Annotated in this window: 10 protein-coding genes and 2 tRNA genes; 2 read left to right on the top strand and 10 right to left on the bottom strand. The window is 44.0% G+C overall.

Annotation, left to right across the window (positions count from 1 at the left end; translation table 11 throughout):
• Window positions 1-291: 291 nt before the first annotated feature.
• The 6 genes from AC0J2F_RS00540 to AC0J2F_RS00565 all read right to left on the bottom strand — a co-directional run bounded on the left by AC0J2F_RS00540 (window position 292) and on the right by AC0J2F_RS00565 (window position 4,093).
• Window positions 292-366 (bottom strand) — tRNA-Pro (locus AC0J2F_RS00540).
• 88 nt (window positions 367-454) lie between these two features.
• Window positions 455-538: transfer RNA gene (locus AC0J2F_RS00545), tRNA-Ser, on the bottom strand.
• Between the two features lie 84 nt (window positions 539-622).
• A complete protein-coding gene (locus tag AC0J2F_RS00550; protein WP_473008102.1) occupies window positions 623-1,783 on the bottom strand; it encodes a THUMP-like domain-containing protein in 1,161 nt (386 codons plus the stop codon).
• 3 nt (window positions 1,784-1,786) lie between these two features.
• The gene (locus AC0J2F_RS00555; RefSeq protein WP_473008103.1) at window positions 1,787-2,875 is read right to left on the bottom strand and encodes an AI-2E family transporter; all 1,089 of its coding nucleotides are present in this window, start codon (window positions 2,873-2,875) and stop codon (window positions 1,787-1,789) included.
• 46 nt (window positions 2,876-2,921) lie between these two features.
• A complete protein-coding gene (locus tag AC0J2F_RS00560) occupies window positions 2,922-3,434 on the bottom strand; it encodes a TrmH family RNA methyltransferase (RefSeq protein ID WP_473008104.1) in 513 nt (170 codons plus the stop codon).
• Between the two features lie 2 nt (window positions 3,435-3,436).
• Complete coding sequence (locus tag AC0J2F_RS00565; RefSeq protein WP_473008105.1) at window positions 3,437-4,093, bottom strand: DUF4159 domain-containing protein; 657 nt, start codon at window positions 4,091-4,093, stop codon at window positions 3,437-3,439.
• Between the two features lie 318 nt (window positions 4,094-4,411).
• Between AC0J2F_RS00565 and AC0J2F_RS00570 the strand changes: the two genes are divergently transcribed.
• Window positions 4,412-5,791 (top strand): AraC family transcriptional regulator, encoded by a 1,380-nt coding sequence (locus AC0J2F_RS00570; protein ID WP_473008106.1) that lies wholly within the window; start codon window positions 4,412-4,414, stop codon window positions 5,789-5,791.
• Window positions 5,792-6,006: 215 nt separating this feature from the next.
• Here the strand turns inward: AC0J2F_RS00570 and AC0J2F_RS00575 are convergent, their stop codons facing one another.
• Together AC0J2F_RS00575 and tsaD are read right to left on the bottom strand one after the other, a co-directional pair.
• A complete protein-coding gene (locus AC0J2F_RS00575) occupies window positions 6,007-6,723 on the bottom strand; it encodes a 16S rRNA (uracil(1498)-N(3))-methyltransferase (protein ID WP_473008107.1) in 717 nt (238 codons plus the stop codon).
• 21 nt (window positions 6,724-6,744) lie between these two features.
• Window positions 6,745-7,782: a tRNA (adenosine(37)-N6)-threonylcarbamoyltransferase complex transferase subunit TsaD gene (gene tsaD, locus AC0J2F_RS00580; RefSeq protein WP_473008108.1), complete on the bottom strand. Its 1,038-nt coding sequence runs from the start codon at window positions 7,780-7,782 to the stop codon at window positions 6,745-6,747.
• A 37-nt stretch (window positions 7,783-7,819) separates the two neighbouring features.
• Between tsaD and AC0J2F_RS00585 the strand changes: the two genes are divergently transcribed.
• Window positions 7,820-12,262, top strand: coding sequence for a translocation/assembly module TamB domain-containing protein (locus tag AC0J2F_RS00585; protein ID WP_473008109.1), 4,443 nt, complete (start codon window positions 7,820-7,822; stop codon window positions 12,260-12,262).
• Here the strand turns inward: AC0J2F_RS00585 and AC0J2F_RS00590 are convergent.
• Window positions 12,259-12,642 (bottom strand): RidA family protein, encoded by a 384-nt coding sequence (locus AC0J2F_RS00590; RefSeq protein WP_473008110.1) that lies wholly within the window; start codon window positions 12,640-12,642, stop codon window positions 12,259-12,261. The genes AC0J2F_RS00585 and AC0J2F_RS00590 overlap by 4 nt on opposite strands.
• Before the next feature lie 10 nt (window positions 12,643-12,652).
• Window positions 12,653-15,433, bottom strand: coding sequence for a putative LPS assembly protein LptD (locus AC0J2F_RS00595; RefSeq protein ID WP_473008111.1), 2,781 nt, complete (start codon window positions 15,431-15,433; stop codon window positions 12,653-12,655).

The following is a 15,433-nucleotide window of genomic DNA, read 5'->3' on the forward strand; positions in this document are numbered from 1 at the left end:
ATCCTAAGAGGGGGATGTTGCTAGAGAAAGCCAGAAAGCTCCGCTTTCTATGGCTTTTTTGTTTCCTTGGCTCACTGGAAACAAGTTTCCGTTCGTAAAGAAATGCAACAATCTAAAAGGATTACTCGCTTACGCACGTGATCCTAGTTTTGGTTTGTTGCAAAATTGCAACTCACAAAAGGATTATGCTCCCTTTGGTCGCATGATCCTCTATTTTGTTCGTTGCTAAAAGAAAAAGCCCGTACCGCTTAAGAAAGTAAACTTTCTACGCTGTACAGGCTTTTTCTTTTGTCGGGGTGGCAGGATTCGAACCTGCGACCTCCTGCTCCCAAAGCAGGCGCGATAACCGGGCTACGCTACACCCCGATAAGAAGGCTACATTTTGCGGACGTGTCCGCCGTAGCCCTCTTTTCTTTATTCCCTCCTTAGTTCTACAAACTTCGGAAGGTGAAGGCGGAGAGACCGGGATTCGAACCCGGGCAACGGTTACCCGTTGACAGATTAGCAATCTGCTCCATTACCACTCTGGCACCTCTCCAATAAACACTAATACCGTTGCCGATTTTAGCGGAGGCAAAGTTAACTTTTCGAATTAGATAACACAACCTATTTTCAGATTTTTTTACAAAATGGGCTCGGCTTCTAAAACCACGCGATGTCCGTCTAGCAAAGTGGTAAAAATGAGGTAATTATTTCCGGCATCCTTGATCTTATACTGCTGTCGCAGCTTGGCTACAGGGAGCGGAAAATTCTTGGAAATGACCAAATAGTCTTGCTTCGAATATTCGCGCATGGTCTTTTTTGCATAAGGCAATTGCTTGAGCAATCTAAAACGGCGCCCGGGGAACTCAACCAAATCGTCAGCAGTAAAAATATGACTGTTAACAGACAGTTTGTCCAGCTTGTATTGACCGGCGACATAATCAAAAGCCTGTAGTTTCATTAGCGCAGCATGCGGCAAGTACAAATACGTTTTGGGGTCAGCATACGTAATAGGTTCATTAATAACACGGATTTCATCTATATCCGCACCCGCTGAGGTAAGGTTTACGGCCGTACGGGTTAGGGCAGTGGCCTGTGCTTCACAGAGCAGTAGCAGTTCTTTTACCTCGCCCTTTACAGCGAGCACAGTGACCTGCTTTAAATTAGGCAGTTGTTTCTTAGCCAGATCCAGATCTAACATAGGGGCCGCCTTAATCAGTAAACGGTCTGTATGCCTTAAAAGTCGCTCCTGTAAGGCTACCACGTTAGGCTCACAGTCTTCCAAACGAAAAGCTCGCTGCACCTTAGAGCGCCTGTCCGGATCGCAATAGATCATATCCCAATGGGCACTCTCCAATACTCTTAAACTATCTCCAACATGCACGGTGATATTATCAAGCCCAAGCGTTTTAAAGTTATGCGCTGCTATGGCCGCCAGTTCGGCATTGTGTTCGCAATAATGCACTTCTTCAAACTGTTGGGCAAAAGCCATAGTATCTATACCAAGCCCTCCTGTAAGGTCCAGAAGACGTTTGCCGCTATGGGGCTGTGCTTTATAAGTGGCTGTTTCTGCGGAGGAGCTCTGTTCTAAATTGAGTTTAGGAGGAAACACCAGCCCACTTTTGTCATAGAGTGCAGGGAGTTTGGTTTTGATCCGTTGTCGCGCGGCGATCTGAGAGGCAATGTCTGCCATAGACACGTTTTCAAAAACAGCCTTTTTTAGGGCAATAGTTGCGGGTTCAGCCTGGAGATTCTCCAATATATATTCTTGTACCTCTGGGCTAACAAGTGCGCTTAGCAAGACCTAGAGATTTTTGGTGAGCTTCTGTACAACCTTGTATTCCCACAAGAACTCCTTAGCGATCACCTTTATGGCTGTATAGGCAGGAACGGCCACTACCATACCGACAATGCCTAATAACAATCCGCCAATAATTATGATCAGAAATATCTCTAACGGATGCGACTTTACACTAGAAGAGAAGATTAGAGGCTGATTCACAAAGTTGTCTATAAGCTGTACTACCACAAAGCCGATCATCACGTAAATAGTGGTCGGTAATATGACTGTTTGAAAGTCTGCCCCAATATTACTGGACATACTCAGCAGCAGCATCAATGCACCACCGATAAGCGGCCCTACATAGGGGATCAGATTCAATAAGGCACAAAGAAATGCTATAACCACAGCGTTTTCAATACCAAAGATCAATAGGATTATAGTGTAGAGCACAAACAGCACCGTAACCTGGCCTAGAAGCCCTAAAAAGTAACGGGTTAGTAGGTTGCGGATCTTGGTAACGCTGTTCTTAAGCCGACTCTCATCAGAATTCTTTACCAAACTCATCAGCGAGCGGTCAAACATAGAACTGTCCTTTAAAAAAAAGAAAGAGATGAACAGCACCGTGAATAGCCCAATGCTAAAAGTGCCCAAGGCGCCGAAAATATGATTCAAAAAGTCAGGCACGGCCTTGTAGTCTATTTTAGAGAGCCAGTCCATTTCTTCTAAGGTGGTCAATAAGTCGATCCCACGCGCAGAGAAGTAATTCTTCGCCTGGTTGAACAGCTCCTCAAAATTACTTTGAAGGCCATTCATATTAAGCAACGAAAGGTTCTTGCTCTGTTTGGCTATCAGCGGAATAAAAAGCGACATTATTCCCAAGAATACAGCAAACATCAAACTAATGGTGGTGACCACCGCTAAGCTATTGCCAAATTTTAAGCGTCTTCTCAAAAATACCACTACCGGACGACCAATAAGTGCAATAACTGCTGCCAGACAGATATAAACCAATACCGAACGTATCTGGTATAAGAACCACAACAGCAAGGCTACAGCTACAAGTACCCCCACAGCCCGTAAGATTCCGTTGGCAATTGTTTTCGATGTCATAGTGGTGGTTTTTTGTTGTGTTTTAAAAATAGGCAATTAACAACAACTACAAAAGCTGCTGGCTAATACTATACAAGGCAATTGCCGTAGCCTGCGCCACATTCATGCTACTGTTGTTACCATACATAGGTATATGCGTGGCCATCTGGCATCGCGCTAGCACTTCTGGAGACACGCCTTGGCTTTCGCCTCCCAATATTAAGGTAATAGGAGCGGAGCTGTCTAAATCTAGATGTGCCAAGGGGACACTATTGGTGGTTATTTCTAAAGCGATTATTTGGGTGTTGGGAGTCTCGTTCATTAAGTGCTCAAGCGCAGCAAGGGTAGTGTCAAAACTATGTATCGTGACTGCGCGCTCTGCACTTCTAGCGGTGCGTTTTAAGCGGGAGGAGTTCAGATCTACTGCGGATTCACACAAGAAAAGTTCTCCAATACCAAAAGCCTCCATAAGCCTAAGAATACCGCCTATATTGGCCGGCGACTGTAGCCCGTCAGTAACAATACATATGGGAAATTTCTTAGCCTCGAACTGCGTTTGTTGGTGAGTTAATTGTGCCACCCCTATTGATTAAAGGCAAATTTGACAATATTGGCACCCATCTGTAAGGCTTTTAACCGCACAGCAGGCGGATCGTTGTGAATGTCCGGGTTTTCCCAGCCATCGCCAATATCGGATTCGTAAGTATATAAGACAAGTAACCTGTCATTCTGGAAAATGCCAAAAGCTTGGGGGCGGCCATTGTCGTGCTCATGAATTTTGGGTAAGCCTTGCGGAAAATTAAAATGGATACTGAATAGGGGGTGAGAGGCCGGTAGTTCTTTCAACTCTTTGTCTGGGAAGATCTTGCTGAGTTCTTTTCTCAAATAAGGGTCCATACCGTAATTGTCATCGATATGTAAAAAACCACCACTCAGCAGATAGGTTCGTAGATTTTCAGCTTCTTCATCGGTAAAAAATACATTTCCGTGCCCTGTCATATGCAATATCGGGTAATTGAAAAGATCAATGCTACCAGGCTTAACACTGTTTACGCGGTCTTTCATAACTGTACCGATCTCTTGATTACAAAAGCGGATCAAATTCGGAACCGCCGTTGGGTTGCTGTACCAATCGCCACCACCGCCGTATTGTAGCACAGCAATTTCTTGAGCAATAATACTTGTGGTGAGACTAAAGAATAGCAGACAACTTATACTTATTATACGAATCGGTCTCATGCCCTAAAGGTAGTATTCCTTTCTCTTAAATAAATGCCAAAAAGGGCTAAAATTGTAGGGTAAATTCCGGGTAAATTGTTGTAAATTAAATGAGGATCTTTAATAATCAAGAATTTCTGAGCTTTGAATGTTAAAATCTTGGTAGTTTTACAGCAGCGTTGTATATATTTGCTATTCAGATATTTATAACCATTTCCTGATAAAGATTTACTGGTAAACTTCTATCGGGATGTACCGTCCGCTTTTATTTTACATTGCTGAGGCTTATCTTTAATTGAAAATTCTGCTATGCTAACCATCCAGGCAAAATTCAAAAAAATGATCGTGCTGCTGCTCCTAGTTTTGAGCGGCACGACTTCTTTTGCCCAGATCTCATCGGCACATATGCAAGAAGAAGTACAGATCGACTCTGTACTTATGTTTAGGGAGTTAGCATTTAAAGCGGCCAAGACCAACGATGCAGAGACCGCTGCTATCTATATAGACAAATACGTTAAACGCACCTTAGACTTTCACTTTGTAGAGCACAGTTCTTTCAATTATATCAGTGAGGCACCGGCTTATCAAAGTCTGGTAGATCAATACGTACCACAATTCAAGTGGATAGCCCTCTTTTATATCTATTCCGGTTTAATCGGTTTCTTTATAGTGCTGATTATCAATATTAGAAAGAAAAAAGATCAAATGGCGGCGCTGCTGCTTAGTTTGTTCCTCTTGATTCACTCCGTGTTCATCATACACGTAGGGCTGTATACCATGAATTACACTTTCGAACTACCGCATACCCAAAGCATGTCGACGGTATTTTCATTCCTTTACGGACCGCTGCTTTATTTTTACTTCAGACGGATCAAGACGGGTTATAAACCCAAATGGATTGATGCGCTTCACCTTGTGCCAACACTGGCTTTGGTTATCATGTTCTTGCCAATTTACGCCCTCTCCGCAGAAGAGAAGCTGCGGATGATGCTCGGTCTAGGTAATTACAGTTCCAATCCATACGGACAATTGGTCGCGGTCGGAAAGATCCTATCGCTTGTCGTTTACGCAACATTGACCTTATTACTCTTTTTAAGGACCAGGACGCATCGCACACAAGTGCAAACACCGCTTTATGTCTGGCAGCGCAATATAGTTGGCTTTCAGATCCTATACGCACTAGTGTATTTGGTGTATGGTATACTGCTTATGGCAGATATCAATACCGGGCCGGTTTTCAACTCCCAGTTGATCCTCATGTCTGGGATGGTACTTTATGTGGCCTATGTCGCTTACTCTCAGCCTAAGGTTTTAATGGGCTTCCATTTAGAATCCAACTACCTTAAATACAAGAATTCTGGGCTTACAAACAGTTACTCCTTAGAATTAAAGAATCAGCTGGTGAATCTCTTGGACGAAGAGAAGATTTATCGGGAGAACGACATTAACCTCGATTCCCTTGCAGACCGTCTAGGCACTACACGGCATTCTGCCTCACAGATAATTAACGAGCATTTCGGACAGAACTTCTTTGAGCTTATTAATAGCTACAGAATCAAGGAGGCTATGAAGATCTTAAAAGCCGATACCGAACGCGAAAAGAACATTATAGACGTGGCATACGAGGTGGGTTTCAACAACAAAGTAACCTTTAACAAATCGTTTAAAAAGATCAACGAGGTTACGCCTTCGCAATACGTAAAGGCCTTATATTCATAAGGTTAATTCACCTAAAAGGTAAAGAGTAAGGCCCGTTCGGGCTTAAGTAAACTTTAAAAAGGTAAAGGGTAATTCTTATAACCTTAACCCAGTTATCCAACCCAAATCTTAATCTTTGAACCAATGGCTAATTCACCGCTATTAGAGCATAGGGGTATTTTTTTCAGTTATGGTTGGTTAGCGAAACCCGGGGCTCAGGCTCTGGGTTTCCATATTTAAGACCGAACCAAAGCCGCAGTATGACAAGCCACTAGCGCAGCAGTCTCTGTGCGCAGACGCTGCTCCCCCAGACTTGTAGCCTCAAAGCCTGCCGTAACCGCTTTCTCTATCTCCGCAGGGCTAAAGTCACCTTCCGGACCAATTAGCACAAGTATATCCACAGATTCTTGCTCGCCTAGCAAGGTTTTAAGTGGAGTTTTGGAGCTTTCCTCACAGTGGGCTATAGCTTTGATTCCTTTAAGGGCAGCCTGCTCATCGATGAAATTTGAGAAAGGGGTAAGCTCGTTCAATTCAGGTAAGTGCGCTTGCAAGGATTGCTTCATGGCACTCACCAAGATCTTGTGGTAACGCTCCCAATTGATCTGCTTGCGTTCGCTGTGGTCACACAACAACGGCGTAATTCGACTAATACCTATCTCCGTAGCCTTCTCTAAAAACCACTCAAACCGATCGTTGGATTTTGTAGGCGCAACCGCCAAATGCAGTCGATAAGGCAATGCCGGTAATTTTTCAACCTTGGTAATATAAGCCTCGCAATGTTTGGGTTCTACCAGTCCCAATTCCCCTTGGAACATCAATCCTTTCCCATTGGTAATGTGAATAAGGTCTCCGGTAGACTTTCTAAGCACGCGAGTAATGTGGCGACTCTCTTCTTTGTCAAAGCCTACACTGGTACTGTTGGCGTCTAATTCAGGTTGATAGAATAGCTGCATGGTTCAAAGGTAAAAAAAGCCCTAGATTTCTGCCGGACGGGTAAAGGGCATTCTGGCTTTGGCGTGTAACTCATAACCCGCAAAGTTCTCGCGCTCGTATTTGAGTTGGCCTACCATAGCGATCATGCCTGCATTGTCGGTACAAAATTGGAAGGGCGGAATAAAGGTTTCCCAGCCCAGTTCCGTTTTGGCATCTACCATGGCTTGACGAATGCCACTGTTTGCAGAAACTCCGCCGCCTATGGCCACACGCTTAATACCTGTGTCGCGAACGGCATTCTTAAGTTTATCCATAATGTAATCCACTATGGTGTACTGTACACTGGCGCAGATATCTTTAAGGTTCTCTTCTATAAACTTAGGATTCTCTGCTGTATTCTTCTGCACAAAATAAAGCACAGCTGTCTTAAGGCCGCTAAAACTAAATTCATAGGGGCCTACCTTGGGCTTGGGAAAAGGAAAGGCTTTCGGATTCCCCTGTTGAGCCAATTTATCAAAGAGCGGGCCTCCTGGGTAGGGCAAGCCTAGAATCTTTCCGGATTTGTCAAAGCATTCGCCTACAGCATCGTCTATGGTCTCTCCTAAGAGTTCCATATCGAAATAGTCATTCACACGAACCAACTGGGTATGACCCCCACTTATGGTAAGGGCAAGAAAAGGAAATTCAGGCGGCGCTTGGCCTTCTACCTCTATGAAATGTGCTAAAATATGTGCCCGCATATGGTGCACATCGATCAGGGGAATGTTTAATCCCATAGCCAAAGACTTAGCAAATGAAGTGCCAACCAAGAGCGAACCCATTAGTCCAGGACCACTAGTAAATGCTATGGCGCTTAGGTCTTTTTTTTCGATATTTGCTTGAGCTAAGGCCTGATGAACCACTGGAACAATATTTTGCTGATGCGCTCTGGAGGCCAGCTCTGGAACAACCCCGCCATACTGCTCGTGTATTTTTTGTGTAGCAACAACATTAGAAAGCATTATACCGTTTGCAATGACAGCGGCACTAGTGTCATCACATGAAGATTCAATTCCCAAAATATAAGTTGGCTTAGCCATAATATGTGGTACATTTATTGAATACAAAATTACGACTTTGAGCGCTCTGAAAAAATACCGAAAACGAATCCAGCGGATCTTTTTGTTCCTGCTGATCTTTTTGGTGTCGCTCATTATCCTTATCTCGCTGCCTCCGGTACAAACGGCCATAGCTAAAGAGATCACCAAATCAGTAAATGAGAAGTTCAAGACCGACATCAATATAGATCGCGTAGGCCTCAGCTGGAATGGCGATCTGGTACTGCGCAAATTGCTCATAAAGGACCATAAAGCAGACACTTTGCTTTTTTCTGAAAAGGTTTCCGCCTCTATTCTTAGCTTTAGAAGCATCTACGAAGGCAATCCAGACCTTAGTCATGTGGATTTTGAAGGCCTGGATTTTTATCTGACCACTTATAAAGACGAACTAGACGATAACCTGACCTTGTTCATAGAGCGATTTGAAAGCGACAATCCACCAAGCGGAGAACCCTTTGTCCTTATGGCAGAGGAGGTAAATATGGAAGATTCGCATATTCGTATCCGGGATGAGAACCAGGAACTTGAATTGCTTTTCGATTTTAGAGATCTGATCTTAAATGCCCAAGACCTCAAGATCGTAGATGATCAAGTCAGTTTATGGGTAACCCATTTGTACTTTAACGAAAGGAACGACATCTGCGTCAATCATATGAGTGGACATTATACGTATGGGCCGGCGCATATGGAGATCAAAGACCTCCGCCTTCAGACGGCTTATTCGAATATTGGCGCTTCTGTAATGTTGGACTATCCAGAAAAATTGGGCGATTTTATCAACAAGGTGACCATTACGGCACGTTTTGAGCCTTCTGCCATTAGCACCAACGATCTAGGCGCATTTTACGACGAATTTGGTCGTGACGAGACTTTAATTCTATCCGGAGAATTCAAAGGAACCTTGAATGACTTTGTATTTAACACGAACAATACCAGATTCAGATCTACACGAATCCGCGGAAGATATCAAGGGAAAAATCTTTTAAGTATTGAGAACGGTTTTAGTGTCTCCTCGGGCAACCACAACATATCTACCAGCTATACAGATCTAAAACGGTTGTTGCCGAATACCTTTGCAGATCTTCCTCAGGAGCTTATGAGCCTTGGCGTTTTTGATGTTAACGGGAATTCTACTGTGACAGGAACCACATTGGAATCTGATGTTTATATAGCTACTGGTTTAGGAGATCTACAAACTGTCTTTGAAATGGGACAGATAAATGAAATTGAGAACGCTACATACAAAGGTTTTCTGCGGATGGATCAGTTTAATCTAGGCACCTTTGTGGGCACCTCTACCATTGGGATTTTGGATGGCTCCCTGAACTTCGACGGGCGTGGTTTTAATGTGGAAACTGTGAAATCTAGCATCAATGGTCGCCTTAACACCTTAGAGATCATGAATTATCCTTATCGAGGTGTCTCGGTGAGTGGTACGCTACAAAAACCGGAATTCAATGGTGCATTCACAGTAAATGACCCGAATCTACAAATGGATTTCGAAGGACTAATCGATGTCTCTGAGGCTATTAATCGTTATGATTTTACAGCCAATGTTGACTATGCTGATCTGAACAAACTCAATCTGGTTAAAAGAGATTCCATCAGTATTTTTTCGGGTTCCATCCTTATGGATATGACAGGTACTAACGTAGATGACGCTGTGGGTATGATAGAGTTCAAAGAGACCATCTATCAGAATTTGGAAGACTATTATTATTTCGACGATCTGATCGTGGAAGCTGGAAATCTTGGAGAAGAGCGCGAAATAAAGATCATTTCCCCAGATGTGGTTAACGGGCGATTGATAGGGAAATTCAAGATCATGGATTTGCCCAATCTGTTTCGCAATGGCGTAGGGAGCATCTATGCCAACTATCAGCCCATCGAGGTTACCACCAACCAATATCTTGACTACGAATTTGAGGTTTTTAGTAAGATTGTAGATGTCTTTGTACCCGAGATCAAACTCGGCGAGAATTCTAGAGTTACGGGTTCTGTATCGTCAGATGAGTCGGAGTTCAAGCTCAACTTCAATTCCCCAGAAATAGGAGTCTATGGTAACTATTTGGGCAATATCAAACTTCGTGTAGACAACGACAACCCACTTTTTAATACCTATATACAGGTAGATTCGGTAGACCTAGGCTTTTACGATCTCAAGAATATGGAGTTGATCAACTTCACGCTTAAAGACACCCTTTTTATCAGGTCTGAGTTCGCGGGCGGAAAAGACAATACAGACAAGTACAATCTGTCTCTGTATCACACCATAAATCCCGAAGGAAAATCTGTAGTAGGGGTTAAGCGATCTTCTGTAGAATTCAAGGATAAAACCTGGTACATCAATAAGAATAACAACAGGCTCAACAAGATCGTCTTTGACAATAATTTTAAAGATGTACGGATTGATTCCTTGGTCATGAATCACAAAGAACAGTACATTCAAATGGCTGGCTTTTTAAGGGGGACCGACTACAAGGACTTTAAGTTGAACTTTACCGATGTGGACATTGGCAATATTACACCAGTGGTAGAGAATTTAGACCTCTACGGAATTGTCAATGGGCGTTTGAATTTTCTGCAACGTGATGGTGCCTACTACCCGGATTCTAACGTAGAGATCTCGGATGTGAGTATCAATGATGTTTACTACGGATATCTTATAATGAAGGTGGCCGGTAACGAAGATCTCTCTCAATACGATGTGAATTGTACCTTGAGTAGCGGGAACGTAAAGGCTATTTCTGCTGTTGGTGGAATAGACTTGAGGCCAAGAGAACCACAGATCGCTCTAGATGTGCGTTTAGATCGATTGAACTTGAGTGCACTCACTCCATTTGGAACAGATGTGATCACAGATATCCGAGGCTTTGCAAGCGGTTTTGCCAAAGTAAGTGGTAGTTACAAAAATCCTGATATTAAAGGAAAGATCAGCATGGATTCAGCAGGCCTAGCGATTCCATATCTCAATGTGGATTACGCATTTGCAGATGCTGCGGAATTATTCATTAACGGAGGCCGATGGGATCTTGGCAACATACCACTTACAGATACCAAGTACGGCTCAGGAGGTATTTTGTCTGGTTATGTAACCCATCAAAATTTTCAAACATGGAATTTGAATCTCAAGGTCATTACCGACAACTTATTGGTGCTAGACACCCCATTCGAAGAAGATGCTTTATACTACGGAACCGCCTTTGTTAGCGGCGAAACTGACATATATGGCCCTACCGATGCCTTGACCATAGATGTCATAGCAACTACAGAACCCAATACTGTTTTCAATATTCCACTGAGTGATGTGGAAGCACTTGGAGAAGAGGGTTATATCCGTTTTTTGTCTCCGGAAGAGAAGGCAGCACGTCTTAGAGGAGAGGCCATAGCCCAAGAAAAGATCACTGGTTTGGAGATGAACTTCGACTTGGATATTAATGAAAATGCGCTCTTGGAGGTTGTTATAGATCAAAAAAGTGGCTCCAAGCTCAGAGGGCGGGGAGCGGGAATCATACTGGTAGAGCTCAATACTCTGGGTAAATTCAATATGTGGGGTGATTTTAGGGTGATAGAAGGGAAGTACGACTTCAAATACCAGAACATCATCTCTAAGACCATAGACGTGGATGACGATGGCCTTATTACTTGGAACGGAGACCCAACCCGTGCCAATCTTGACATTAAAGCTCGCTACAAGACCACGGCAAACCCGTCGGTTCTCTTAGATAATCCGGGAGCCAACAGAAAGATAAATGTAGATGCTGTTGTGGCCTTAAGTGGAGAGATCCTTAAGCCAGAGCTAGATTTCTTTGTGGAATTCCCGCGCGCCAATAATGTAGTGGCAGAAGAGCTTAAAGACAAGCTGCGTTCTAAAGAACAGCGCGAGCAACAAGCGATCTTCTTATTGGCCATAGATCAGTTTCAAGATACGGCCGGTGGTTTCGACAATCCGGTTGGAAGCGTGGTGTCTCAAGCGGTGGGCTCTGTACTTAACGATCTGCTTAACGACAAGGACGCTAAGCTAAATATAGAAGTGGCTTACGATGTGGGAGACAGACGTCCGGACCTAGATACCGGCGACAGGTTCAGAACTACTATCTCTGCAAATATTACAGACAGGATTATCATTAACGGTGAAGTTGGAATTCCTGTTGGAGGAGTTAACGACACCCAAGTGGCGGGTGACGTAGAGATCCAATGGCTTATCAATGAGGACGGTTCGCTGCGGATGAATTTCTTTAACCGTCAGGCGCAGATCCAGTTCATTGGGGAGCAGCTGAACTTTGAGCAAGGAGCAGGTATTTCTTATACGGTAGACTTTGACACCTTTAGAGAATTGGTCAAAAAGATCTTCAATAAGAATATCGAATTGGAGGCAGACAGTACCTTGAATGTGGTCCCAGACGACTCAGACCCAGATCTAGGTCCTGTAAATTTTGGCGGTAGGAAGAACGATAATTAACGTCCGGCGATCATCCCGATCTCCACATTGACGTATTTTGGCAAATTGGCCACTTGTACCGTTTCTCTGGCTGGCGCGGTATCTGCATCAAAGTATTCTCCGTAAATGGCATTCACCTCGGCAAACTGACCCATATCGTTTAAGAAAATGGTCGTTTTAATAACGTTCTCAAAGCTCATATCCGCAGCAGCTAAGACAGCCTTTAAGTTCTCCATGACCTGTCTGGTCTCTGCCTGAATCGACTCCATCACCATTTCGCCACTCTTAGGATCAATGGCGATCTGTCCGGAAGTATACAGCATATCGCCGTACATCACAGCTTGAGAATAGGGCCCAATAGGTGCAGGGGCATCGGTAGTATTGATGATCTTTTTTGCCATAAGAGAAGTATTAAAGTCGCTGATCGGGTCGGCGTTGTTTGTCGTATTTGATATCGCTGAGCACATCCGCAGAGATCCCAACATAAAAGTACCAAGAACTTCGGTTGCTAAAAGGAACCCAAGTAAAGTTCATGTTCCAACTCTCCAGATCTCTATTGAACCGAAACTGTGTAAAGGTGAATCCTTTGTTGGTAAAATCATAACCCGAGGACGCTCCGACAGACCAGCGCGGAGATAGCTCCACATTTCCACTGAACATGAGCGAGTGGGAAGAGATGGTATTCTCGCGTTGGCGGTTGGAATAGGTTATGGTATAAGCCAGGCGCAGGTCCCAAGGGAAACTATAGCGGTAGCGCTGAAACTCAGAAGGGTCTTCCTTATCATCAGGGTCTCTGTTTCTGGCGTTGTTGCCAAATTCGTTGGAATTACCAAAAAGGTCATCCGGGCGACCTCCGTTTCTGAAGGTTTCATTGTCTAGGCGGTCCTCGTCTGTTGCTCCTCCAGTTAAGAAATCTTTACTGTTAAAGGCGTAGTTCATACTCATGTTAAAATCTGTGAGTCGAAACAAACTCCCGCCATTGTTAATGTTCAAGGTGTTTATGCGCTGATTGTTATTGTTGAGTGCGTAGGGGTCCAAACTACCGCCAAAGTTCAGATCCAGCTTGGGCAGTACAGGTAAACTCCCTCTAAAGCTAACAGGAGCTAAATTCAAGGAATCTGCCAAGAGGTTGTAATTGGTGCTGAACGAAAGGTTGTTCAGAAGTATGATCTTTTTAGGCTCTGTAGCTGTCGAGTCTTTGTCGCGAACCTTGGCCTCTATGGTGTTACTGACACTAAAGCCAATATTGCTACTCGCGTTGAGACTAGGAGCTCCGTAGAGCGTGTTTTCGAATCTGGAGTATTGGACAACTTCCTCTCGATCTGGAGTCCCGGCAACCTGAGCTGTATACTCGTCGTAGAACTGCTCAAAACTCGGGGTGTTGCTGTAACTTAGGGTAGGCCGCACTACATGCCTTATGGCTTGGATCTTTCTAGCCGTAGAATCTTTTTTGAGTCCGAAGGGGAAGTTCCCATAAACAGTTGTTCCTAAACTAGCAGAGAAATTATAAGTGCGGTAAGAATCAAAGCCGCGTAAGGTGTCTACGGCAACTCCACCGGCTCCTTCATTGAGCTCCGGATCAAAACTTTGCTCAAAGGTTTTGAAAACCCAAGTCTCCTGATAGTTTGCGCTCACAGAAGCACTGATGTAATTGAGCAACTTAAAGTTAGTGGTAATGGGAATGGTGTGGCGAGCACCCAAACGCGCATCTCGGAACATTTCTGGTTTAAAGAACAGGCTGTCTGTAGTGTTGTACTGATTAATGGCCTGCACATCGTATTGCAGGTTAATGTTTTGAATGATGCCTTTTTTACTGCCAGATTTAGGCGCAAAAGGGAAGACCCTAGAGACATTACCAGTAAAGGTAGGTAAGGTCATAGAGATCTGCTCACTTTGCGAGTTTTGGGTATGTGTGGCCGTTAAGGCTAAGTTTATCTGCGGATTTCCTTGTAGCACTTTGGTGTAAGACACCGAAGAACTCAAGTTGTTGTTCAAAAAGTTGGCCGTGTTGTTTTGGTTCACCGATTGGCGATAGAATTGAGAACTCCCCAGGTTTACAGAGGCCGAGAAACGAGAATTAGGATTGGCTTTAGCGTCTTGGGAATGATTCCAACGCAGGTTGTATATGGTCTGTTGAGCAAAGTCCGGGAATCCGCGTTCGCTGGTCAGGTTGTTCTCGTATCTAAAACTCAGATTTCCGTTGAACTTATAACGCACGCGATACGCACTCTCTACTTTAACTCCGTAACTTCCGTTGGTGAAGTAGTCTCCCATTACGGTGAGATCCGCATAGTCTGCAATAGGAATATAGTATCCGAAGTTCTGAAAAAAGAAACCGCGGTCATTGTCTTCGCCAATAAGCGGTAAGATAAAGCCAGATTTCCGATCTTCAGTCAGTGGAAAAAAGGCAAAAGGCAAACCGATGGGGGTAGGCACATCGGCAATATACATATTGGTGAGCCCGGTTACGATCTTTTTCTTAGGCACGAATTTTACCTTGCGCGCATAGAAATAGTACTCCGGATCGTCCACGTTCTCCGAAGTGGTAAAACGCACGTTACTCATATAGACCACCGAATCGTTCACTTTTTTAGCGACCTCTCCGCGAACGCGAAAACCATTTTGTACCGTGCGCGAATTGTAAATTAGCGCTTTTTGGGTGTCAAAATTAAAGATGATGGAATCCGGTTCTACTTCGCTAGGGCCTTGTGTAAAGACCGGCATTTGGGTATAAGTGCCCGCGGTGTCTACGATTCCCTTGGCGGTGACCTCGTTTTTGTTGTAGTCTAGGACTATGATACCAGCTTCTATCTTCATATCCTGATAGGTCACAAAGGCCTCGTTATAGAGATATACTTTGTTTTCCCTGCGGTTGATAAAAACATAGTCTTTGCCAAAATAGTCGACCACATCGGTGATCACTTCTTGCTCAGGGACCAAACTGTCTCCGGTAATACTGTCTCTTTGAGCAATATTTACCGGCTGGGTGAACAAGCTGTCCATGGCCACACGGGTAGAATCTCTTCTGGCTCTTGGGATAACCACTGACGTACTATCTGGCAAGTCTTGTGCCTGCATCTGGCTCGGCGCTAACATAATCAGCAACAATCCGATCACAAACAAATAAGGCTTTGTCAGAACAGGCAATGCAGTATTATTTTTTAAAACGTGGCTCAATTTTTGACGACTCAA

The sequence above is a fragment of the Gilvibacter sp. CC01 genome (genome assembly GCF_055755295.1).